Genomic DNA, 22,244 nt, shown 5'->3' with positions numbered 1-22,244 from the left:
TCAGTCGTCGCTGAGGAGCTTGCGCGGGGGGCGGGCGGTACCGGTCCCCCGGCTGCGCCGGCCGCCGTCGGCGTCGGGCAGGGAGACGACGAGCGTCGTGCCGCGCCAGGCCCGCCAGGCGCGGCCCAGCAGGACGGCCAGCACCGCACCGGCGGCCACCTCACCGCCCACGACGACCCCGGTGAGCAGGGCGTGGGGACCGACCTCGGCCATCCGCCCGTGCCCCAGGGGCCCGGAGGCCAGGGAGCTCAGGACGGCGACACCGACCCCGGCGCACGCCCCCGCCAGCAGCGCCGAGGCGCAGCGGTGCAGCAGCCCGGCGACGGCCGGGCCACGGCGGGCGGCCAGGGCCCAGGCGCCCGCCCCGAGCAGCACCGGCAGGGCGACCGCGGCCCAGGCCAGGGCGGGGGTGACCCCGGGGGCGGGCAGGGCGCCCAGGACCGGGACGGTGGGCAGGACGTCGAGGGACGTGCCGCCGGGCGCCACCGACGTGCCGGTGCCGACGGCGAACCCCGTCCCGCTCACCCAGGCCAGCGCCCACACGGCGAACGTCGGCAGCAGCAGGGCCTGACCCAGGGTCAGCAGGACGCCGCCGAGCACCCCCGGCCGCAGGGCCTCGTGCAGCGCGGCCACGTCGGCGCGGCCGTGGACCAGGGCGAGCGCCACGGCGAGCGCCCCGACCCCGGCGAGCCCCGCGACGGCGGCCACCGCGGGGCGCCAGGCCGCCAGCACCCAGGCGGGCAGGACGGCGGGCGCCGGGCCGCGGTAGGGCCACAGCGCCGCGAGCGCGCCCAGGCCCCCGACGAGGCAGCCGCCGAGCAGCGCACCCGCCGGGGAGGCCGCCCCGACCCCGCTGCGCGCGACGAGCGCCACGAACAGGGTCAGCACGCCGTAGGCGGCGGTGAAGGCGCCCAGCGCGGGCCCGAACGGGACGCCGCGGCCGGACTCGACCTGGTCGGCGATCCACATCCGGACCGCGCGCCGGGCGGACAGCCCGGCGAGCAGCGTCAGCCCGAGGGGGGCGACGCCGATCGTCCCGCCGACGACCGCGACGTCGGCGCCGTGGGCCAGCAGCCACACGTCGGCACCGACCCGGGCGACCGCCGCGAGCGACGACGTGGAGCGCACGGAGGCGATCCACCCCACGACGCAGAGCACGAGGACCGGGACGAGCAGGAACAGCACGGCGCGCACGGCCGCGGCGAACAGCGGCAGCAGGTCCGCGGCGACCTGCGACCTGCGGGGTCGCCGGGGGGACGGGCGCGGACCGGTGGTCGGGGAGCTAGCGGCGGTGGACATCCCTGCGATGGTCCCCCGCGGGCGCGCCCGCCGGGGCCAGCGACGCGCGCGCGGCCGCGGGAATCTCCTGCACCACCGGGCCCGAGCGCCGGTGCCGGGCCCGCAGGGCGGCCACCGCGACGGGCAGCGGGGCCGCGACGAGCGCCACGAGGAGCCAGGGCGCGCCGAGCAGGCCGAGGACCACCGCGGCGAGCACGGCGGTGACGATCCCGCGCGCCCCGCGCCGCACCCGGCCGGGGCGGTGCCGGGGGTCGTGCCACGGCGCGCCGCCGGGCGGGGCGGCCGACCGGGGCCGCCGGTCGGCCCGCGGCAGACCCGCGCGCTCGCACCAGCGGTGCGCGGCGGCGGGTCCGTCGGGCCAGAAGTCCTCGGCCCGCAGCCTGATCAGCCCGCAGCCGTCCGCGTCCAGCAGGTGCACGCCACCGCGCTCGGGCCAGGCCGAGGCGACCCGCAGGGGGCCGCTGCGGGGCAGGCACGTCCACGCCCCGTCCTGCTCCACGACCAGGTCGTCACCGGTGTCGAGCACGGACCCGCCCGGTCCCCGCGCCGCGTGGCGGACCACGACCGGGCGCGGGGGCCGGCGCCGGCTCCACCGGCGCAGCGCGACGACGTCGAGGACGGCCAGCGCCACGGCGCACAGCGCCAGCACCGCCGTGGCCGCGGTCCCGGCCGCCGGTCCCAGCCGCCCGGCGAGGACCCCGCCGGTCCCGGTGAGGACGACGGCGGCGACGACCCACGCCTGCGCGCGGCCGGGGCCGGCCCCCTCGGCCCGGGCCGGCAGCTCGGGGGCGATCCGGGGCACCGCGCCGTCCGCGGTGAGGACGGCGGGGACCTCGAACCGCGGCTCCTGGACGGTCGTCCACGGCACCCGCAGCTCGCGCAGCAGCCGGTCCCAGCCGGACAGGTGCAGGGCGTGCGCGCCGGCCCCCGGGCCCGCCGACCACCCCAGCGGCGACCAGGCCTCCAGGGGCACCCACGCGCACACCGATCCCGCCCGGTCCAGCAGGAGGACGGCCGGGGCGGTGCGTCCGCGCGCACCGCCCGTCGCGGGCCGGGCGACGGGCCCGGCCTCGGACCAGCGCCGGGCGGCCCCCGCGTCGAGGACCACCGCGGACGCGACGGCGCTCAGGTCCCAGGACACCTCGACGCGCCCGCACGACCAGCGCAGCCGCCGGGCGCCGACCCGGTGCAGGCGGCCGGCGCGGGCGAGGTGGCCGTCGCCGGCGCCGACGCGGGCCGCGCGCAGCGCGAGGCCGCCGGCGCTCACCGGACGGTCGTCGTCTGGGTGACCGGGGAGCGTCCGCGCCCCTCGGGGTGCGCCCCGGTCGGGTGCGGGGACCGCTCCCGTCCCCGCCGGTCGCGCACGAGGACGCAGGCCGCGACCGCCGGCGCGACGCTCAGGACCAGCGCGCCGAGCAGGGCCACCCCCCGGGCCGAGGCGACGTCGACCGCACCGGCGAGCAGGGGCAGCGGCCAGAGGAGGCCGAGGCCGAGCAGCACCCACGGCAGGGCGCGCAGGCTGCCGCTGCGGCCGCGGCGGGCGGTGGGGGCGACGTCGCCGCGGAACGTCGCCGGCCGCGCCCAGCCGGACTCCTCGTGGCGGCCCGACCACGGCACGTCCGCGGACGTCGCGGTGCGGGGCCGACGGCGGGACGGGCGCGCGGGGGGGCCGGGCGGTGGCGCGACGCAGAACGCGAGCCCCAGCGCCGCGGCCAGCCGCGCAGCGCCGTCGGGACCCCCGGCGCACCAGTCGGCGGTCGGCAGCGCGGCCCAGGCCAGGCCCTGCTCGGACTCCAGCAGCAGGTGGGGGTGGCCGTCGCCGGTGTCGAGCAGCCGGGCGCGGCGCACGGCGTGCGCGCCCGAGCGCGGCAGCCACCGGGCCGCGCCGGCGCCGACGACGACGAGGGCCTCACCGTGCTCGTCGCGCACGGCGTCGACGCGGGCCCGGGCCGCGAAGGCGCCGGTCACGGCCCGGGAGGGCTGCTTGACCGGCCGCCAGAGGAGGTCGCGGGGACGGTCGCCGGCGCGTTCGGCGCGCACGTCGGCCAGCGCCCGCCCGGTGCTCCACAGCGCGGCGATCAGCACGGCCAGGGCCCACAGCGCGCCGGGCACCGCCAGGGCGAGGTCGGCCGTCCGGCGGTCCCAGCGGCCGTCGAGCAGTTCCTGCGCGGCGATCACGGGCACGGGCAGCAGGCAGACGACGAGCAGGGTCGTGATCGCCACGGCCCGCGAGGCGGTGTCCCGGGCCTGCGGGGTCCGCAGCCGGGCGACGCCCGCGATCGAGGGGTGCCCGGCCGCGGCCAGGGACACGTCCCCGGGCGCGAGCTCCAGCGGGCGCAGCCGCAGCCCGGCGGCCGCCAGGGCGCTCGCCCACGGGGCGGCCGCCTCCTGCGGGGTGCGCAGGTCGACGTCGAAGGGGTCGGCCAGGCCGACGGCGCCGTCCTGGTCGGTGTAGAAGGTGTCGACGCCCTCCGCGCGGGAGTCGCCCTGCACCTCGCGCTCGCGCAGCCGCCCCCACACGTCGAGGTCGACGACGCGGTGGACCCCGTCGGGGCCGGCGAGCAGGACGGCGGCCCAGTCGACCCCGAGGTCGCGGCGCACGGCGGCCGGCAGGTCGCGGGCGTCGACGAGCCACGCCTGCGTGGTCCGCCCGCCCCCGAGCTCGACGCGGTCGAGCTGACCGCGCGGGCCGGACACGACGAGGGCGCCCCCGCGCACGCGGGCCCGGACGCGGGCCCCGACCCACGTCCAGGGCGAGGGGCCGTTCGCCGGGGCGATCTCGACGTCGCCGGGGACGACGGGCAGCGGCGGGCCGGCCGTCCAGGTGGGTGCTCCCAGGTGTTCCACGTCAGCACCCATGGTGGGGCACGACCGGTCCGCGCGGGGCGTTGGCGGGGCGCGGCGCCCCGGACGGGTGAACGGCCAGGGTCCGGGCGAGCGCGTCGACGGCGCCGGCCAGCTCCGCCGAGCGGCCCAGCGCCTCCCAGCGCGCCCGCAGGACGAGACGCCCGCCCGCCGCGGGCCGCACGAGGAGGTTCAGGCTCTCGGCGACCCGCCCGCCGGGGGCGTCCTCGGCGACGACCAGCCGGACCCGGCGGGCGGGGCCGGCGGGCAGGTCGACGTCGGACGCCTCGGCGTCGAGGCAGGTCAGCCCGGCGGGCACCCGGCCGGGGTGCGCGAAGGCCTCCTCGCCCGCCGCGACGAAGCCGTCGTCCAGCCCCGCCCTGACGTCCGCGGCCACGAGCGCGGGGGCGTCGGGGTCCGCGACGAGCACGAGCGCCAGGTCGAGGTCGGCGTCGAGGTCGCGGCGGGCCAGGAGCACGTGCTCGGCCAGGACGGCGGCCACGGCCCGGGCCGGCTCCGGCGGGAGGGTGCCGCCCAGCACGCGGTGCGCGGACAGCGCCCACGCGAGGGCGTCGACGCCGGGGTCCAGGGGCAGCAGGACCCAGCCGTCGGGGGCGTCCACCTCCACCACGACCTCGTCGGCCACCGCCCCGGTCACCGCGTCCCCCCGGTCCAGCGCAGGGTCGCCACGACGGTGTCGAACAGCTCCACGACGGCCGCCTCCAGCGGGCCGTCGAGGGTGTGCCCGGACACGACGAGGAACGTCGGGGCCACCCCGGGGACGGGGACGAAGTGCTCCACCGCGACGACCGGCAGGCGGTCCTCCCCGGCGCTCAGCGCGTGGCGGCGCACGCGCCGCACCGCCTGCCCGGCGGGCAGGTCGCGGACCCCCACCTCGGCCCCGGGGACGGCGAGGAGGCGGGCGAGCTCGGCGGGTGCCCACCCGCCGGGCAGGACGTGGACCAGCACGAGGCGGGCACGACCGTGCCGAGGACGGGCAGGACCGACAGGTGCAGTTCGAGGCCGCCGATCCCGTGGGCGCGCTCGACCTCGGTCTGCAGCAGCCGGGTCGCGCGGGCGCGGGCGGCCGGCTGGTCGTCCAGGCCCCGGAACTGGCGGGCGACGAGCCGGGCCGCGGTGTCCGCGCGGTGGGCGCGGGTGAGGTCGACGCGGTCCCACGCGGCGGGCGTGACGAGGCGGTACCCCGTGGGGACGGTCGTGGGGACGGTCACGAGGCGGCTCCGGCGAGGTGCTTGACGGCTCCCTTGGGGGTCCAGGCGCCGACGCCCTCCACGGGCAGGCCGAGCCAGTCGTGCCCGACGGTGCTGACCTTGTCCGCCGCGGAGGAGATGCCGACGGCGCCGCGGACGACGGCGGCGGCGGCGATCGTGCGGGCCACGGCCGCCCCGTCCCGGGTGAGCCCGGCCGCGGCGAGGTCGGCCCGGTGGACGCCGGCGTCGATGCCGGTCACGTGGTGGGCGAGGGTGGAGCCGAGACCGTCGGTCTCGAGCGCGGCGCGGACGGCGGCCGGCACGCCGCCCTCGACCGCGGCGAGCTTCCTCGCGGTGTCGGCGACCTTGGTGAAGTCGCCGACCAGCGTCGTGCGCAGGCTCACGGGCAGGGTGGTGCGGGCGAGCTCCTCGGCGGCGGCCCGGATCCCACCGGCTCCCGCGCGGGCCCGCGTCGCCGCGCGGACGACCGTCTTGCCGCTGACGCCGAACGCGGCGGCGAGCTCCTTGCGCGTGGCCGGCAGCAGCGGCCCGTCGGCGAGCTGCTTGACGGTGGCCACGGAGAGCCTGCCCTCCAGGGCCTTCCCGCCGGCCTCCCCGGCCTCGGTGGCGAGCGAACGCAGTGCTCCCGCGTTGGCCTGCAGCGCCTTCCCGCCGGCCTTGAGCACGGACCCGGCGGCCCGGCCGACGCCGGCGGTGAGCAGGCCGACGGCGTCGAGGCCGGCCTCGGTCCAGCTCCGGTCCCCGGACAGCGCCAGCGCGAGGTGCCCGAGGAGCGCGACGACGCCGGCGACCGTCGCGATCGCCCCCGCCAGGGCGGCGGCGAACTGCCCGACGAGGGGGATCCAGCCGACGGCCAGGGCCAGCACGCCCATGACGCTCGCGACGGTGGCCGCGACGTCGGCGACCTGCCCGATGACGTCGGCGTGGTCGTGGACGAACTCCTTCGCCTCGTCCCAGGGACTGTCCTGCAGGTCGTCGTCGGCGGCCGCGGTGATCCGGCCGGCGGCGGTCGCCGCGGCGCGGGTGTGGTCGTCCTCGGCCAGGGCGAGGCGGCGCCGGGCCCGGGCGAGGTCGTCCGCGGCGGCGTCGGCGTCGCGCCGGGCGGCGGCGTGGCTGCTCGCGCGCTGCGCCTCGGCGCGGTCGTGGGCGGCGACGACGGCCGGGTCGGCACCGGCCGCGGGGGCGGGGGCGGCGACCCCCGTGGCGGACAGCAGGTGCCCGGCCTGCTGCGCCCGGTGCTCGGCGTCGATCGCGTCGTGCAGCGCCCCGAGGCTGTCCGCCTGGGCGTGCTCGAGCTCGGGCCAGTAGGCCCCCAGCGCCGCGGCGGCCCGCTCGTAGCGGCCGACGGCGGCCGAGAGCCGCCCGGACAGGTCGCCCGCGCTCTCGCGCAGCCGGTCCGCGACCTCCCCCTCGCCGTCGGAGGAGGCGACGGCGGCCAGGGCGCCGACCTGGGTGCGCAGCAGCCCGGCGACGCGGCCGAGGTCGCGGGCGGCGCCGGACACGGCGGCGGGGTCGCCGGGCAGCGGGTCGGCGTGCGCGAGCGGGGACCAGTCGGACGGACGTGCGCTCACGGCGTCGCCCCGGCGTCGCCCGACACCGCACCGGCGAGCCCGGCCTCGACCTGGTCGAGGGCGGCGGCGCTGTCGCCCAGCTGCCGCCCCAGGGTCCGAGCGTCGTCGGCGAGCAGCCGCCGGTGGCGGGTGGAGTCGTCGGCGAAGGACCGCAGGGCCTCGGCGAGCACGGGTGAGGGCGTCGCGGAGGCGGCCGTCACGACCGGGTCGGTGCAGGGGGCCAGCGCGTCCGCGACGGCGGCGAGCCGGCGGGACGCGGCGAGCAGGACGGTCGTGTCCAGGCGCAGGTCGGTCACCGTCGAAGGATCCCCGGAGCGGGGGCGGGGCCGGGCCGCACGGCGCGCTCACCACCCGGGCGGGGCAGCACGGGTCACCGATCGGCGGCCCCGGCCTCACAGCAGGTCCACCGGTGGTGACAGCCGCGCAGCCCCCGCCGACGGGTCGACGGGGGCTGCGGGCGGTGGCCCGGAGGGCCGGTCAGAGGGCCTGGAAGATCTCCCGGGCCAGCTTCGCGGTCTCCGACGGCGTCTTGCCGACCTTGACCCCGGCCGCTTCGAGGGCGTCCTTCTTGGCCTGCGCGGTGCCCGCGGAGCCGGAGACGATGGCGCCGGCGTGGCCCATGGTCTTGCCCTCGGGGGCGGTGAACCCGGCGACGTAGCCGACGACGGGCTTGGTCACGTTGGCCTCGATGAACTTCGCGGCGCGTTCCTCGGCGTCGCCGCCGATCTCACCGATCATGACGATGACGTCGGTGTCGGGGTCGTCCTGGAACGCCTGCAGGGCGTCGATGTGCGTGGTCCCGATGACCGGGTCCCCGCCGATGCCGACGGCCGAGGAGAAGCCGATGTCCCGCAGCTCGTACATCATCTGGTAGGTCAGCGTCCCCGACTTCGAGACCAGGCCGATGCGGCCGGACTTCGTGATGTCGGCCGGGATGATCCCGACGTTGGACTGACCGGGGCTGATGAGGCCGGGGCAGTTCGGGCCGATGAGCTGCGTGGTGCCCGACTTCGCGGCGAGGGCGTAGAACTCGGCCGAGTCGTGGACCGGGACGCCCTCGGTGATGACGACGACGAGCGGGGTCTCGGCCTCGATGGCCTCCACGACCGCGCCCTTGGTGAACTTCGCCGGGACGAAGATCACGGAGACGTCGGCGCCGGTGGCCTCGCGGGCCTCACCGACGGAGGAGAACACCGGGACGGCGACGGGCTGGCCGTCGGCGCCGGTGAAGTCGACCGACTGCCCGCCCTTGCCGGGCGTGACGCCGCCGACGACCTTCGTGCCCGAGGCCAGCATGCGCTGGGTGTGCTTGCGGCCCTCGGAACCCGTCATGCCCTGGACGAGGACCTTGGAGTCGGAGTTGATGAAGATCGACATCGTTCAGTTCCCCACGTTCGCCAGTTCGGCGGCCTTGTCGGCCGCGCCGTCCATGGTGTCCACGACCGTGACGAGCGGGTGGTTCGCCTCGGCGAGGATGCGGCGCCCCTCCTCGACGTTGTTGCCGTCGAGGCGGACGACGAGGGGCTTGGTGGCCTCGTCGCCCAGGATGCCCAGCGCGGACACGATGCCCTTGGCGACCTCGTCGCAGGCGGTGATGCCGCCGAAGACGTTGACGAACACGCTCTCGACCTGCGGGTCGTTGAGGATGACGTCGAGGCCGTTGGCCATGACCTGCGCGGACGCGCCGCCGCCGATGTCGAGGAAGTTCGCCGGCTTGGTGCCGCCGTGCTTCTCACCGGCGTACGCGACGACGTCGAGGGTCGACATGACCAGCCCGGCGCCGTTGCCGATGATGCCGACCTGGCCGTCGAGCTTGACGTAGTTGAGGTTCAGGGCCTTGGCCTTGGCCTCCAGCGGGTCGGCCGCGGCGGCGTCGGCGAGGTCGGCGTGCCCGGCGTGGCGGAACTCGGCGTTCTCGTCGAGGGTGACCTTGCCGTCGAGGGCGACGACCTCACCGGACTCGGTGCGCACCAGCGGGTTGACCTCGACGAGGGTCGCGTCCTCGGCGGTGAACACGGTCCACAGCTTCTGGAAGACGTCGGTGACCTGGGCCTTCAGCTCGTCGGAGAAGCCCGCGGCCTCGGCGATCTCGGCGGCCTTCGCGGCGTCGATGCCGGTGAGGGCGTCGACGGGGACGCGGGCCAGGGCCTCGGGGCGCTCGACGGCGAGCTGCTCGATCTCCATGCCGCCCTCGACGCTGGCCATCGCCAGGTAGGTGCGGTTGGAGCGGTCGAGCAGGACCGAGAAGTAGAACTCCTCGGCGATCTTCGCACCCTCGGCGACCATGACCTGGTGGACGGTGTGTCCCTTGATGTCCATGCCCAGGATCTCGCCGGCCCTCTCGGCCGCCTCCGCGGGGCTGTGGGCGAGCTTGACGCCGCCGGCCTTGCCGCGGCCACCCACCTTGACCTGCGCCTTGACGACGACGGTCCCGCCACCCAGGGCCTCGGCGGCCGCCTGGGCCTCCTCGGGGGTGGTCGCGACGCGGCCGTCCAGCACGGGTACGCCGTGCGCGGCGAACAGGTCGCGCGCCTGGTACTCGAAGAGGTCCACCAGTGTTCCTCGTCTTCCTCGTCCTCGGTCGGAAGTGACTTCTCGTGCCGGGTGGGCGCTCGTCCCAGGGTCACTGGGCGGGCGTCCTCGTCGGCCGGCACCGGGCGTCTCGACAGTAGACCCGGGCCCCGGGCACGCGTCGGGCAGGTGTGGAGACGCCCGTCACACCCGCTCGCGCCACCTGCCGCGGAGGTGGACGATGTCCAGCACCATGGACACCACCGCTGCTGACCTCGAGTCCGTCCTCGCCGCCGCCGACGCCGCCCGGCGCCCCCTGGCCCGCACCTCCCCCGCCGACCGGGCCGACGCCCTCGACGCGGTCGCGCAGGCCCTCGAGGACGCCCGCGCCGACCTCGTGGCGCTCGCCGCCGCCGAGACGCACCTGCCCGACGCGCGCCTGAACGGCGAGCTGACCCGCACCGTCTTCCAGGCCCGTCTGTTCGCGCAGGGCCTGCGCGACGGCTCGCTCGTGCCGGCCACCGTCGAGCACGCCGACCCGGACTGGGGCATGGGCCCGCGCCCGGACATCCGCCGCACCGTCGTCCCGATCGGGCCCGTCCTGGTCTTCGCCGCCAGCAACTTCCCCTTCGCCTTCAGCGTCTTCGGCGGCGACTCGGCCTCGGCGTTCGCGGCCGGCTGCCCCGTCGTCGTCAAGGCGCACCCCGGGCACCCCGGGCTGTCCCGCGCGACGGCGGCGCTCGTCGTCGAGGCGCTCGAGGGCGTCGGGTACCCCGTGGGCGCCTTCGCCCTCATCGAGGGCGTCGAGGCGTCGATCAGCGCGCTGAAGGACCGCCGCGTCAAGGCGTCGGGCTTCACCGGATCGCTGCACGGGGGCCGGGCCCTGTTCGACATCGCCTCCGGGCGCCCGGACCCGATCCCCTTCTACGGCGAGCTCGGCAGCGTGAACCCCGTCGTGGTCACCCCGGCGGCCTGGGCCGAGCGCGGCGCCGACATCGTGACGGGCTGGGTCGGGTCGCTGACGCTGGGGGCGGGGCAGTTCTGCACGAACCCCGGCGTCGTCCTGGTGCCGGACGCCGAGGCGTTCACGGCGGCCGTGGACCTGCCGGCGCCCGGCCCGATGCTCAACCCCGGCATCGTCGAGGGTTTCGGCAAGTCCACCGCGGCGCTGCGCGAGCAGCCCGGTGTCCGGGTCGCGGCGCAGGGCCCCGCCTCCGCCGAGGGCGTCGCCGCGCAGGTCCTCACCACGACCGCCGCCGACGTGCTCGCCGACCCCGAGGCCCTGCTCGCCGAGGCCTTCGGCCCGGCCGGTCTGGTCGTGCAGTACTCCTCGCCCGAGGAGCTGGAACAGGTCCTCGACGTCCTGCCCGGTCAGCTGACCGGTTCGGTGCAGGCCGCCGGCGGGGACGACGAGCTCGCCCGCGAGGTCGCGCTGCTGCTGGCCGAGAACGTCGGCCGCGTCGTGTGGAACGAGTGGCCCACGGGCGTCACCGTCTCGGCCGCCCAGCAGCACGGCGGTCCGTGGCCGGCGACGACCGCGCCGACCACCACGTCGGTGGGGCTGGCCGCCATCGAGCGCTGGCAGCGCCCGGTCGCGTTCCAGGGCGTCCCCGCCGCCGCCCTGCCCGAGCAGCTGAGGGACTGACCGCCGTGCGGACCGTCGTCATCGGGGCCACCGGCCACATCGGCAGCTACCTCGTGCCCCGCCTCGTGCGGGCCGGGCACGAGGTCGTCGCGGTCAGCCGGGGAACCCGGCAGCCGTACCACGAGGACCCCGCGTGGACGCGGGTCGAGCGCGTCGTCGCCGACCGGGACGCCGAGGGGCCGGAGTTCGCCGCGCGCGTCGCGGCCCTGCGACCCGACGCCGTCGTGGATCTCATGAGCTTCGACCTGGAGTCCACCCGCGTCCTCGTCGAGGCGCTGCGCCCGACGGGGGCGTTCCTCGCGCACTGCGGCACGATCTGGGTGCACGGACCGGCAGACGCGTCCCCGCTGCGCGAGGACGACCCGCGCGAGCCGTTCGGGGAGTACGGGACGCAGAAGGCGCAGATCGAGGAGTTCCTGCTCGCCGAACCCGGCCTGCGCTGCACGGTGCTGCACCCGGGCCACATCAGCGGCCCGGGCTGGCCCGTCATCACCCCGCTGGGCAACCTCGACCCCGGGGTCTGGCGGGCGTTGTCGACCGGCGCCGAGCTCCTCGTCCCGGGCCTGGGGCTGGAGACGATGCACCACGTCCACGCCGACGACGTGGCCCAGGGTTTCGAACTGGCCCTGGCCCGCCAGGACGCCGCGGCCGGCAACAGCTTCCACGTCGTCTCCGACCGCGCGCTGACCGTGCGGGGTTTCGCCCGCGCCGCGGCCCGGTGGTGGGGGCGGGAGGCGAACCTGCGGCCGGTGTCGTGGGAGGAGTTCCGGGCGGCGTACCCCGAGCACGCCGACGCGAGCTGGGAGCACCTGTCCCGCAGCCACTCCGCGAGCACCGACAAGGCCCGCGACCTGCTCGGCTACCGCCCCGGGTTCACGTCGCTGCAGGCGGCGCGCGCCGCCGTGCAGGCCATGGGACTGCTCGACCCGGCCACCTGAGACCGGTCGGGACCGGCTGCCGCGCAGCCGGTCCCGGACCTCAGGCCGCCAGCCGGCGCACGCAGGGGACGCACCCGGCCGCCCGCGGGCGGAACTCCAGGCGCTCGACGGGGATCGGCGTGCCGCAGTGCACGCACAGCCCGTAGGTGCCGTCGCGCAACCGCGCGAGGGCCTGCTCGGCCTCCAGCGCGCTCCGGCGCGCCGCCGCCACCTCGGCCCCGGCCGTCGGGTCGCTCTCGGCCTGCTGCAGGTCCTCGGCGGTGAGGGAACGCAGCAGCGCGCGGCGCTCGTCGAGGTCGGCCTCCAGGGCGAGGCGGAACTCCTCCAGCCGCGCCGGGTCCAGGGCGGCCGGGCCCGGCAGGCCGTGCGCGACGGTCGGGGTGGCGGGGGCGGTGCTCGTGGTCACGGGGGAACTCCTGTCGAGGGTGCGAAAAAAGGACGCCCCGCCGGTTGCGGGACGTCCACGGGTTCTGCTCGCGAGGGGCGATCAGGTACGGGCGTCCCACCGGCCGGTGCGGGCCGGGGACGACGACGTCACCGCGGGGGTCCGGTACCCGGTCCCCCGTCGCAGGTGCACGTCGCGCTTCGCCACGCGTCCACAGCAGCCGCGTGGCGGGGAAAGTCCACCCGGTTGCGGCCGGAGCAGTTCACGTGACGTCACGCGCAGGCAACACCGCCGAAACGCGCGCGGAGCAGGATCACGGGCGGACGGCCGCCCGGCCGTCCCCCCTCCACGGCAGGAGCGTCATGGCGAACACCACCGTCACCGCGCCCCCCTCGACGAACCGCCGCCTCAGCGGCCGGCTCGGGGTCGGCTCCATCGTCTTCATGGTCGTCGCCGCGGCCGCGCCGCTGACCGTCGTCGGCGGCAGCGTGCCCATCGGCATCAGCATCGGCAACGGCGCCGGTTACCCCGCGATGTACGCGGTCGGCTCGGTCGTCCTGTTCTTCTTCGCCGTGGGTTTCGTCGCGATGACCCGCTACGTCCCGAACGCCGGGGCGTTCTACACCTACATCGGCGCCGGGCTGGGCCGGCTGCACGGTCTCGGCGGTTCGTTCCTCGCCCTGCTGACGTACCAGACCATCCAGGCCGCCGTGTACGGGTACCTCGGTGCGGCGCTCGGCGGGGTCGTCGCCGACGACCTGGGCGGGCCGGACCTGCCGTGGTGGGTGTGGGCCGGGGCGGCGATCGTCGTGGTGGGCCTGCTCGGGTACCGGCACATCGACCTGTCCAGCAAGGTCCTGGGCGTCCTGCTGATCGCCGAGATCGGCATCGTCCTGGTCGTCGACGCCGGGGTCGTGCTGTCCGGCGGGGGTCCGGAAGGTTTCTCCACCGCCTCGGTGACGCCGTCGGGCATCGCCGCCGGCGCCCCGGGCATCGGGCTGATGTTCGCCCTGGCGGGGTTCATCGGTTTCGAGTGCACCGCGGTGTTCCGCGACGAGTCGCGCGACCCGGACCGCACGATCCCGCGGGCGACGTACGCCTCGCTGGCGATCATCGGCGTCTTCTACACCGTCTCGGCCTGGTCGGTCGTCTCCGCCTGGGGCGACGGCGGGTCGGTGACCGAGGCCGCGGCCGACCCGGAGGGCATGGTCGTGCAGACCGCCCGCGACTACGTCGGGGCCGTGGCCGGCGACCTGGTCCAGGTCCTGCTGCTGACGAGCCTGTTCGCCTGCGTCCTGTCGTTCCACAACGTCGTCAACCGGTACGTGTTCTCGATGGCGAACACCGGCGTCCTGCCCCGCACGCTGGGCCGCAGCCACGGCCGCCACCACTCCCCGCACGTCGCCTCGCTGCTGCAGACGGGCGCGTCCGTCGTCCTCATCGCCGTCTTCGCCGCGTGCGGCCTCGACCCGGTCCTGCAGGTCTACACCTGGATGTCGGGGGTCGCGACGCTCGGGTTCATCCTGCTGATGCTGCTGACCTGCGTCGCCGTGCTGGTGTTCTTCGCCCGCAACCACGTCGACACGCGGCTGTGGAACACGAAGGTCGCCCCCGTCGTCGGCGTGCTCGGGCTGGCGTTCGCCGCGTACCTCACCGCCACGAACTTCGGTCTCCTCGTCGGCGGCTGGACCGTCGGCGCGGTGTTCCTCGTCCTCACCGTCGCCTCCTACCTCGTCGGACCGCTCGTCGGCGTCCTGAACCCCGCCGCCGACCCGCTGGCCGTCGCCCGCTTCGAGGCCGAGCTCGACCACCCGGTCGAGGTCCCCCAGCAAGTCCGTCCCACCCCCGTCCCGGAGGACCACGCATGAGCCTGCTCGAGACCCCCGCGACGCACGCGGTCTCCGCGGCCCCGTCGCACCCGCTGGACCGGCTCACCGCCGCCGAGGTCTCCGCGACCCGCGCCGTCCTCGGCCCCACCCTCACGCCGACGACCCGGTTCGCCTACCTCGGTCTGCTCGAACCCCCCAAGGCCGCCGTCCTGGCGTTCCGCCCCGGCGACGCGGTCGAGCGCACCGTCCGCGTCCTGCTGCTGGACACCGCGACCGGCGAGGGCCGCGACGTCCGCGTCTCGCTGTCCGAGAACCGGATCGTGTCCGACCGCACGGTCGAGGGGGCCGTCGAGGGGCACCTGCCGATCCTCGAGGAGGAGTTCGCGGCCATCGACCCGATCCTGCTGGCCGACGAACGCTGGACCGCCGCGCTCGCCGCCCGCGGACTCGAACCCGCCGACGTCGTGACGGTCCCGCTGTCGGCCGGGCACTACGACGACATCCCCGCGACCGACCCCGGGGCCGCCCGCGTCCTGCGGGTGTTCGCGTTCGCGCAGCCCGACCCGTCGGCCCTGCCGTGGGCGCACCCCGTCGACGGGGTCGTGGCCTACGTCGACCTGTCGGCCGGGAAGGTGCTGCACGTTCTGGACCACCAGCGCTTCACCGTCCCGCAGCAGAGCGGGAACTGGGACGCCGCCCCGCACGCCCAGGCCGAGCGCACCGACCTCAAACCCATCTCCATCACCCAGCCGGAGGGGCCGAGCTTCTCCGTCGAGGGTGACGTGATCTCCTGGCAGGGCTGGAAGGTGCGGGTCGGGTTCGACGCGCGCGAGGGCCTGACCCTGCACCAGCTGTCGGTCGCCGACTTCACCGGCCCGGACCCGTCGGTCCAGCGCGACGTCGTGTACCGCGCGTCCATCGCCGAGATGGTCGTCCCCTACGCCGACCCCTCCCCCGTCCGGTTCTGGCAGAACTACTTCGACACCGGCGAGTACCTGTTCGGGCGGTTCGTGAACTCCCTGGCGCTGGGCTGCGACTGCCTGGGGGAGATCCGGTACTTCGACGCCGTCCTGGCCGACGAGCACGGCCGCCCCCGGACGGTGCAGAACGCGATCTGCCTGCACGAGGAGGACTACGGGGTGCTGTGGAAGCACTCCGACATGTTCAACGGCATGGACGAGACCCGCCGTCAGCGCCGGCTCGTCATCTCGTTCTTCACGACCATCGGGAACTACGACTACGGGTTCTACTGGCACCTCTACCTCGACGGGACCATCGAGCTGGAGGCCAAGGCGACCGGCGTCGTGTTCACCGCCGCGTACCCCGAGGAGGGGCTGGAGTTCTCCACCGAGATCGCCCCGGGCCTGGCCGCGCCGTTCCACCAGCACCTGTTCTCGGCCCGCCTGGACGTGATGGTCGACGGCCTGGCCAACGCCGTCGAGGAGGTCGAGGCGGTCCGCGTCCCGCGCGGGGAGGGCAACCCGTACGGCAACGCGTTCGCGCGCAGGGCGACGCGCCTGACGTCGGAAGCCATGGCCCAGCGCGAGGCCGACGGCGCCAGCGGCCGGGTGTGGCACGTGCTGAACACCGAGCGGACGAACGCGCTCGGGCAGCCCACGGGGTACGCCCTGCACCCCCAGCACCAGCCCCTGCTGCTGGCCGACGACACCTCCACGGTCCACGACCGCGCGACGTTCGCGACCAAGCACCTGTGGGTGACGCGGTACGACAGCGAGGAGCGCTACCCCGCGGGGGACTTCGTCAACCAGAACCCCGGCGGGGCCGGGCTGCCGCGGTTCGTCGCCGGCGACCGCGACCTCGACGGCCAGGACCTCGTGCTGTGGCACACGTTCGGGCTGACGCACTTCCCGCGGCCCGAGGACTGGCCCGTCATGCCCGTCGACCGCACCGGGTTCACGTTGAGACCCGTGGGGTTCTTCGACCGCAACCCCGCGCTCGGGGTCCCCGGGACCCCGGCGGCCCCTGCTGCCGCCGGAGGCGGGTGCTGCAGCGCGTGAGCAGCACGTGAGGAACCCGGGGCACCGGGAGGTGGTGGCCTCCCGGTGCTCCGCGGCCGGTGGCGCCCTCGCCGCGGTCCTGCACGTCCCGCTCGCGGTGGCCCACGCGGGGGCGTCCCTCCCGCTGGCCCTGCTGCTGCTCGTGATGTCGCTGGTGTGCCTGCCGTGCGCCGGGCACCTGTGGCGGGACCCGGGCCGCCGCACGTGGCGGCTGGCGGCCCTCGTGGGGTCGGCGGTGCTGGTGCTGCACGCGGCCCTGCTGCTCGCCCCGGCGGGCTCGGGGGTCCGGCTGGACCTGGCGGGGCACGCCGGGCACGCCACCGACCTGGGCGCGGGCGGGTCGTCCCCGCTGGCCGCGGCCCTGGTCCCGGCGCTGACGCTGGCCCAGGTCGTGACGGCGCTGGTGCTGCTGGGGCGGGCTCGGCACCGGTCCTGCGGGGACGGGACCCCGGTGGTGGCCGTGGAACCATGGCGGGCGTGACGAACCCGCTCGACAACCCCGTCTGGTCCGCGCTCACGGGGGTCCACGCCGACCTGGCCGAGGGGACGGGGCTCGCCCGCCGCTACCCCGCCGACGTCTCCCCCTTCAGCGGGCTCGCCGACCAGCGGGACCCGCGCGCGTGGGCGGACCTGGCCGCGACGGCCGGGCCGGGCGCGGAGGTGGTCGTCCCCGCGCTGGAGCACACCCCGCCCGGTGCCGAGGTGACGTGGCGGCTGCCGGGTGTGCAGCTGGTCGCCTCCGAGGCGTTCACCTCGTCCCGTTCGGAGCAGGTGGTCGAGCTCGGTGAGCACGACGTCGACGACATGCTCGACCTGGTGGAGCGCACCCGCCCGGGACCCTTCGCCCGTCGCACGCGGCTGCTGGGGACGTACCTGGGGGTCCGCGGGGAGGACGGGAAGCTGCTGGCGATGGCCGGGGAGCGGTTGCGGGTGGGGACAGCCACGGAGATCAGCGCCGTGTGCACCGACCCGTCGGCACGGGGCCGGGGTCTGGCGACGACGCTCCTGCGGGCGGTGGCCCAGGGCGTGCGCGACCGCGGCGAACTGCCGTTCCTGCACGCCGCGGCGACGAACACCGGGGCGATCGGCCTCTACGAGCACCTGGGGTTCACCCTGCGCCGGACCCTCGACTTCGCGAGCGTGCGCCTCCGCGCCCTCTGACCCCTCCTGCTCCGCGCGCCCTCCCCTCGTTCCCTCACCCCGCCGAAGGCACACCTTCCGCCCCGGATGGAGGCGATCCAGGGCGGGAGGTGTGCCTTCGGCGGGAAGGGGCGGGGTCAGAGGACGCCGGTGTGGTCGAGCAGGATCCGGGTGCCGATGCCGATGAGGACGAGGCCGCCGAGCACCTCGGCGGGCTTGCCGAACCGCGCGCCGACGCGGTGGCCGACGAGGACCCCGACGAGCGTGATGACCCCCGTGGTGACCCCGATCGCGACGGCGGCCGGGACGATCGCGACGTCGAGGAACGCGAAGCTGATGCCCACGGCGAGGGCGTCGACGCTCGTCGCGACGGACAGGACGAGCAGTTCGCGGAGCCCGATGCCCCCGTCGCGGTCCTCCTCGTCGTCCTCACCGGAGGAGAACGCCTCCCACAGCATCTTGCCCCCGATGAGGACGAGCAGCGCGAAGGCGACCCAGTGGTCGATCGAGGTGATCCAGCCGCGGAAGCCGCGGGCCAGGGCCCACCCGGCCAGCGGCATGACCCCCTGGAAGAACCCGAAGGCGACGGCCAGCGACACCGCGGTGCGGGCGGTGAGGCGCCGCAGGTGCAGCCCCTTGCCGAGGGCGACGGCGAAGGCGTCGGCGGAGACGCCGACGGCGATGACGAGCAAGGTCCAGACAGACACGGAGGCGGAGCCCTTCCCGGAGCGGCGGAACGGCCAGGACAGCACGTCCGACACCTGTCGCGCGAACTCCGGGACTGGTTGCAGGGCAGGCGGAGGGAAACTCCACGGGCCGCCGGACGCAGGAGTTCGGCGGCCCGTCCCTCAGGTGTTCGGCGCCTGCCGCGGCCACCAGGTGGGCAGCAGCTGCTCCACGCGGCGCGCGGCGGCGTCCACGTCCGTGTCGTCGCCGTCGGCCCAGCGGGCCAGGACGGCGACGAGCCCGCCGGCGAGGTAGTCGGCGAACTCCGGCGGCGTGTCGGACGGCGCCACGCCCCGCTCGACCCACAGCCGGACCGCGAGGTCGGCGCGGCGCTGCAGGGCGACGGTGAGCGCGCGGCGGAACCCGGCGTCGGCCGAGGAGCCGAACAGCGCCCGGAAGGTCGTGCGGTGGGCGAGGACGTAGCGCAGCTGCCCGCGCAGGGAGTCGTGGTAGCGCCCGGCCGCGGCCGGGTCGTCGAGGTCGTCCAGCTCGGAGTGCGGGACCTCGGCGAGGGCGTCGACGAGCTCGGTGAAGGCCGCGGCGGCCAGCGCCCGCTGGTCGGCCCAGTGCCCGTAGAAGGTGGCGCGGTTCACCCCGGCGCGCCGGCACAGCTCCGCGACGCTCAGTTCCTCCAGCGGGCGCTCGGCCAGCAGCGACAGGAGGGCGTCGACGAGCAGGCGGCGGCTGCGCAGGGCGCGCGGTTCGCCGGACTCGGCGGCGAGCCGGCTGGCGCGCGGGACGGCGGCGTCGGCGGTCATCGGGCCATCATCACCCGGTCAGGACCCGGTCGCGGCCCGGGCGTGCGGCGGGCGCCGGTCCTACAGTGACGCCATGGCGCGCTTCGTCGAGGTCCACCCCCAGAACCCGCAGCCGCGGGCCGTCGCCCAGCTCGTCGCGATGCTGCGCGAGGACGCCCTGGTGGCCTACCCGACGGACTCCTGCTACGCCCTGGGGTGCCGGCTGGACAGCCACACGGGCGCGGACCGGATCCGCCGCATCCGGCACCTGGACGAGCGCCACCACTTCACCCTCGTGTGCTCGGACTTCGCCCAGCTCGGGCAGTTCGTGCACCTGGACAACGCGCAGTTCCGGGCGGTGAAGGCCGCGACCCCCAACCCGTACACGTTCATCCTGCCCGCGACGAAGGAGGTGCCGCGCCGCTTCGCGCACCCGAAGAAGAAGACCGTCGGGGTGCGCATCCCGGACCACCCGTTCGTGCGGGCGCTGCTGTCCGAACTGGGCGAGCCGCTGCTGTCCAGCACCCTGCTGCTGCCCGGGCACGACGAACCGCTGACCGACGGCTGGACCATCAAGGAGGAACTCGACCACGTCGTCGACGCCGTCGTGGACGCGGGCGAGTGCGGGACCGAACCGACGACGGTGGTCGACTTCTCCGACGGCTACCCCGAGGTCGTGCGGGTGGGGGCGGGGGACCCGGCGCGCTTCGAGTAGCCCGGTCCGGGTGGGGCGGAGCGGCTGGGCCGCGACGGGATCTCCCGCGTCACCGACACCCCGGCCCCCGGGGTGGTGCGGGCCCCGGCCGCCCACGGCGTGCGGGTGCCCCACGACGTGCTCGTCGTGAGGTTCGCCGACGTCGAGGACGTGCGGTTCCAGATCCCCGCGCTGACGGGCAGGGTCCCGAGGTGCTTGACAGCAGCCTGTGCGGGACGGATGTTATCGATACACAGAGCCGGGCCGCGACGTGGTGGCCGGGCCTGCACCGGTGCCCCGCGAGGGCACCACGACCCGGAGGACGAAGATGTCGCCTCGCACCACCCCCCGGCGCGCGTTCCTGGCGCTCGCCCTCGGCGCTCCCGTGGCCGCCTCCCTGGCCGCCTGCGGCGACTCCGGACCCGCCGGCAGCGGCGGTGGCGGCGCGAAGAACGCCGCGGCCACCATGTGGATCCTCACCGGCCAGCCGGCCGAGGGCATCCGCACCGACGCCGTCAACGCGTTCAACAAGGCCAACCCCGACGCGCAGATCGGCCTGTCGTCGTTCCAGAACGACGCGTACAAGGCCAAGATCCGCACGGCCATCGGCGCCGACCAGGCCCCGACGATCATCCCCACCTGGGGTGGCGGCGGGCTGCGCGACTACGTCAAGAACGGCCAGGTCGAGGACCTCACGCCGTTCTTCGCCGACAACGCGGCGCTGAAGGACAAGCTGTTCGCGAGCGCCTTCGGGGCCGCGACGGTCGACGACAAGATCTACGCGCTGCCCTGCGAGAACGTCTCCCCGATCGTCATGTACTACAACAAGAAGCTGTTCCAGCAGGTGGGGGCGGAACTGCCCACCACGTGGGACGACGTCATGGCCCTGGTCCCGACGTTCAACGCCGCGGGCATCGCCCCGTTCTCCCTGGGCGGGCAGTCGCGCTGGACGAACATGATGTGGCTGGAGTACCTCTACGACCGCATCGGCGGCCCGGAGCTGTTCACCTCCATCTACGACGGTCAGCCGGACGCCTGGTCCCAGCCGGACTCCATCGACGCCCTCACCAAGGTGCAGGACCTGGTCAAGGCCAACGGCTTCGTCAAGGGGTTCGCCTCGATCACGGCCGACTCCAACGCCGACCAGGCCCTGCTGTTCAGCGGCAAGGCCGCGATGATGCTGCACGGGGCGTGGACGTACGGGTCGATGAAGAGCGACGGCGGGGACTTCGTGACCGGCGGCCACCTGGCGTACTCGACCTTCCCGACCGTGACCGGCGGCAAGGGCGACCCGGCGAACACCGTGGGCAACCCCGCCGGGTACTACGCGATGTCGTCCAAGGCCACCGACGAGGCCAAGACGGCGGCGAAGAAGTTCTTCGCCGAGGGCGTCGTCACCGACGCCACGACGAAGGCGTGGGCGGCCTCGGGCTCGGTGCCGGTCGTCACGGGCGTGGACTCCCAGTTCGCCGGCTCCGACGACGCCGACTGGCTGACGTTCGTCTACGACCTGGCGTCGAAGGCGCCGTCCTTCCAGCAGTCCTGGGACCAGGCGCTGTCCCCCACCCAGGCCGAGGCGCTGCTGGACAACATCGAGAAGCTGTTCGGCCTGAGCGTCACGCCGCAGCAGTTCGCCGACGCCATGAACGCGGCCGTGTGAGCCGGTGAGGCACCGACGTCCCGCCCGGGCAGCGGCCCCGGGTGGGACGTCATCCCCGCGCGAGGAGACGGTGACGAGGTCGTCACCGCAGGTGAACGGACCGAGCGGGGCCGGTGGGCGGACGGTTCCAGCGCGCGGACAGGCCGGAACCGTGGCAGCGTTCGGGCTCGTCGCGGGGAGGAATCCCTTCCCGCGCACGACCCGCAGCTCCTCGCGGGTCGCACCGAACTGGAGGAAGTCATGACCGTCACCGGAATCATCACGGCGATCATCGTGGGTCTGATCATCGGGGCTCTCGCCCGGCTGGTCCTGCCCGGTCGCCAGAACATCTCGATCCTGCTGACCATCATCGTCGGCATCGTCGCGGCCCTCATCGGGACCGCCCTCGCCCGCGCCATCGGCGTGGCGGACACCAACGGCTTCGACTGGATCGAACTGATCTTCCAGGTCGTCATCGCCGCCATCGGCGTCTCGATCGTCGGTTCCCTGCGCGGGCGCAGCCGCACCCGCTGACGACGGACGGACTCACCAGCCGAGGGTCCCCGGCCCGCCCTTGAACGGGCCGCTCACCTCGGAACTGATCCACCCGCCGTAGAAGTCCCCCTCCTGGGCCGCGACCTGTTCATCGTCGAGCAGGCACCGGACCCGGGAGGGGTAGAAGGCCAGCGCCCCCGCCAGGGCCTCGAAACCAGGGGTCGGGGCGGGGTACGTCCACGCGACTGACGGCACGAGCGGCTCGCCGTCGGCGTCCACCAGGTCGACGTACGCGGCCTGCCCCTTCCACTCGCACCAGCTGCTGCCCCGGCCGGGCCGCAGCCGCCCGGCGGCCACCGCGTCGCCCGGCACGTAGTACGTCGGCGGGTGCGAGGTCTCCAGGACCCGCCACGCCGCGCCGGCGGGGACGTCGGCGAGCAGCTGCCCGGCCGGGTCGAGGACGCGCACCCGGCGGCGCGAGGGTTCCAGCCGCGGGGGCCGCGGGTAGTCCCAGCAGGATTCGGTCACGGCCCGAGCCTGC

General features: G+C 75.9%; 23 protein-coding genes. 9 read left to right on the top strand and 14 right to left on the bottom strand.

Annotated features, from left to right (window positions below):
• The 10 genes from CLV37_RS15885 to sucC form a co-directional block, all read right to left on the bottom strand.
• Entirely contained in the window at nt 1–1,299 is a 1,299-nt protein-coding gene (locus CLV37_RS15885; RefSeq protein ID WP_106212145.1) for a cell division protein PerM, read from the bottom strand.
• Entirely contained in the window at nt 1,283–2,566 is a 1,284-nt protein-coding gene (locus CLV37_RS15880) for a hypothetical protein (protein ID WP_106212143.1), read from the bottom strand. The genes CLV37_RS15885 and CLV37_RS15880 overlap by 17 nt, the downstream gene beginning before the upstream one ends.
• Nucleotides 2,563–4,146, bottom strand: coding sequence for a hypothetical protein (locus CLV37_RS15875; protein ID WP_106212141.1), 1,584 nt, complete (start codon nt 4,144–4,146; stop codon nt 2,563–2,565). Before CLV37_RS15875 ends, CLV37_RS15880 begins: the two co-directional genes overlap by 4 nt.
• Nucleotide 4,147: 1 nt before the next feature.
• Nucleotides 4,148–4,801 carry a hypothetical protein gene (locus CLV37_RS15870; RefSeq protein ID WP_106212139.1) on the bottom strand — a complete coding sequence of 218 codons (654 nt, stop codon included), beginning with the start codon at nt 4,799–4,801 and terminating at the stop codon, nt 4,148–4,150.
• The gene (locus CLV37_RS15865) at nt 4,798–4,995 is read right to left on the bottom strand and encodes a hypothetical protein (protein ID WP_146149438.1); all 198 of its coding nucleotides are present in this window, start codon (nt 4,993–4,995) and stop codon (nt 4,798–4,800) included. Before CLV37_RS15865 ends, CLV37_RS15870 begins: the two co-directional genes overlap by 4 nt.
• Complete coding sequence (locus CLV37_RS15860; protein WP_106212135.1) at nt 4,977–5,375, bottom strand: hypothetical protein; 399 nt, start codon at nt 5,373–5,375, stop codon at nt 4,977–4,979. Before CLV37_RS15860 ends, CLV37_RS15865 begins: the two co-directional genes overlap by 19 nt.
• Complete coding sequence (locus tag CLV37_RS15855) at nt 5,372–6,946, bottom strand: hypothetical protein (protein WP_106212133.1); 1,575 nt, start codon at nt 6,944–6,946, stop codon at nt 5,372–5,374. The genes CLV37_RS15860 and CLV37_RS15855 overlap by 4 nt, the downstream gene beginning before the upstream one ends.
• Nucleotides 6,943–7,242, bottom strand: coding sequence for a hypothetical protein (locus tag CLV37_RS15850; protein ID WP_106212131.1), 300 nt, complete (start codon nt 7,240–7,242; stop codon nt 6,943–6,945). The genes CLV37_RS15855 and CLV37_RS15850 overlap by 4 nt, the downstream gene beginning before the upstream one ends.
• Before the next feature lie 181 nt (nt 7,243–7,423).
• Complete coding sequence (sucD, locus tag CLV37_RS15845; protein ID WP_106212129.1) at nt 7,424–8,323, bottom strand: succinate--CoA ligase subunit alpha; 900 nt, start codon at nt 8,321–8,323, stop codon at nt 7,424–7,426.
• Between the two features lie 3 nt (nt 8,324–8,326).
• On the bottom strand, nt 8,327–9,499 hold the full coding sequence (sucC, locus tag CLV37_RS15840) for an ADP-forming succinate--CoA ligase subunit beta (protein WP_106212127.1): 1,173 nt from the start codon (nt 9,497–9,499) through the stop codon (nt 8,327–8,329).
• A gap of 199 nt (nt 9,500–9,698) precedes the next feature.
• On the opposite strand from sucC, the gene CLV37_RS15835 reads away from it, so the two are divergent.
• The gene (locus tag CLV37_RS15835; RefSeq protein ID WP_211298701.1) at nt 9,699–11,102 is read left to right on the top strand and encodes an aldehyde dehydrogenase (NADP(+)); all 1,404 of its coding nucleotides are present in this window, start codon (nt 9,699–9,701) and stop codon (nt 11,100–11,102) included.
• Between the two features lie 5 nt (nt 11,103–11,107).
• The gene (locus CLV37_RS15830) at nt 11,108–12,040 is read left to right on the top strand and encodes an NAD-dependent epimerase/dehydratase family protein (RefSeq protein ID WP_106212125.1); all 933 of its coding nucleotides are present in this window, start codon (nt 11,108–11,110) and stop codon (nt 12,038–12,040) included.
• Between the two features lie 40 nt (nt 12,041–12,080).
• Here the strand turns inward: CLV37_RS15830 and CLV37_RS15825 are convergent, their stop codons facing one another.
• Nucleotides 12,081–12,446, bottom strand: coding sequence for a TraR/DksA family transcriptional regulator (locus CLV37_RS15825; RefSeq protein WP_106212123.1), 366 nt, complete (start codon nt 12,444–12,446; stop codon nt 12,081–12,083).
• 341 nt (nt 12,447–12,787) lie between these two features.
• Here CLV37_RS15825 and CLV37_RS15820 point away from each other — a divergent pair, with 341 nt between their 5' ends.
• Genes CLV37_RS15820 through CLV37_RS15805 form a run of 4 tightly spaced genes read left to right on the top strand, consistent with a single transcriptional unit; the run spans nt 12,788 to nt 17,433 of the window.
• Entirely contained in the window at nt 12,788–14,293 is a 1,506-nt protein-coding gene (locus CLV37_RS15820; RefSeq protein ID WP_106212121.1) for an APC family permease, read from the top strand.
• Entirely contained in the window at nt 14,290–16,272 is a 1,983-nt protein-coding gene (locus tag CLV37_RS15815; RefSeq protein ID WP_106212119.1) for a primary-amine oxidase, read from the top strand. The genes CLV37_RS15820 and CLV37_RS15815 overlap by 4 nt, the downstream gene beginning before the upstream one ends.
• A gap of 34 nt (nt 16,273–16,306) precedes the next feature.
• Complete coding sequence (locus CLV37_RS15810; protein WP_170127299.1) at nt 16,307–16,753, top strand: hypothetical protein; 447 nt, start codon at nt 16,307–16,309, stop codon at nt 16,751–16,753.
• Entirely contained in the window at nt 16,741–17,433 is a 693-nt protein-coding gene (locus CLV37_RS15805; RefSeq protein ID WP_106212114.1) for a GNAT family N-acetyltransferase, read from the top strand. Before CLV37_RS15810 ends, CLV37_RS15805 begins: the two co-directional genes overlap by 13 nt.
• A 116-nt stretch (nt 17,434–17,549) precedes the next feature.
• On the opposite strand, the gene CLV37_RS15800 is transcribed toward CLV37_RS15805, so the two are convergent.
• Together CLV37_RS15800 and CLV37_RS15795 are read right to left on the bottom strand one after the other, a co-directional pair.
• Nucleotides 17,550–18,119, bottom strand: a complete 570-nt coding sequence (locus tag CLV37_RS15800; protein ID WP_106212563.1) for a manganese efflux pump MntP — start codon at nt 18,117–18,119, stop codon at nt 17,550–17,552.
• Nucleotides 18,120–18,260: 141 nt separating this feature from the next.
• Nucleotides 18,261–18,896: a TetR/AcrR family transcriptional regulator gene (locus CLV37_RS15795; RefSeq protein ID WP_106212112.1), complete on the bottom strand. Its 636-nt coding sequence runs from the start codon at nt 18,894–18,896 to the stop codon at nt 18,261–18,263.
• Nucleotides 18,897–18,969: 73 nt separating this feature from the next.
• Here CLV37_RS15795 and CLV37_RS15790 point away from each other — a divergent pair, with 73 nt between their 5' ends.
• From CLV37_RS15790 to CLV37_RS15780, 3 genes are all read left to right on the top strand, one after another.
• Nucleotides 18,970–19,590, top strand: a complete 621-nt coding sequence (locus CLV37_RS15790; RefSeq protein WP_106212110.1) for an L-threonylcarbamoyladenylate synthase — start codon at nt 18,970–18,972, stop codon at nt 19,588–19,590.
• 307 nt (nt 19,591–19,897) lie between these two features.
• The gene (locus tag CLV37_RS15785; protein WP_106212109.1) at nt 19,898–21,229 is read left to right on the top strand and encodes an extracellular solute-binding protein; all 1,332 of its coding nucleotides are present in this window, start codon (nt 19,898–19,900) and stop codon (nt 21,227–21,229) included.
• A 240-nt stretch (nt 21,230–21,469) separates the two neighbouring features.
• The gene (locus CLV37_RS15780) at nt 21,470–21,742 is read left to right on the top strand and encodes a GlsB/YeaQ/YmgE family stress response membrane protein (protein ID WP_106212107.1); all 273 of its coding nucleotides are present in this window, start codon (nt 21,470–21,472) and stop codon (nt 21,740–21,742) included.
• Between the two features lie 12 nt (nt 21,743–21,754).
• Here CLV37_RS15780 and CLV37_RS15775 read toward each other — a convergent pair whose 3' ends face one another.
• Nucleotides 21,755–22,231 carry a DUF427 domain-containing protein gene (locus tag CLV37_RS15775; protein ID WP_106212105.1) on the bottom strand — a complete coding sequence of 159 codons (477 nt, stop codon included), beginning with the start codon at nt 22,229–22,231 and terminating at the stop codon, nt 21,755–21,757.
• Nucleotides 22,232–22,244 lie beyond the last annotated feature (13 nt).

It is taken from the genome of Kineococcus rhizosphaerae (assembly GCF_003002055.1).
Lineage (GTDB): Bacteria > Actinomycetota > Actinomycetes > Actinomycetales > Kineococcaceae > Kineococcus > Kineococcus rhizosphaerae.
The sequence above is the reverse complement of the archived record's forward strand: the minus strand, read 5'-3'. Positions and strand labels throughout refer to the sequence as shown.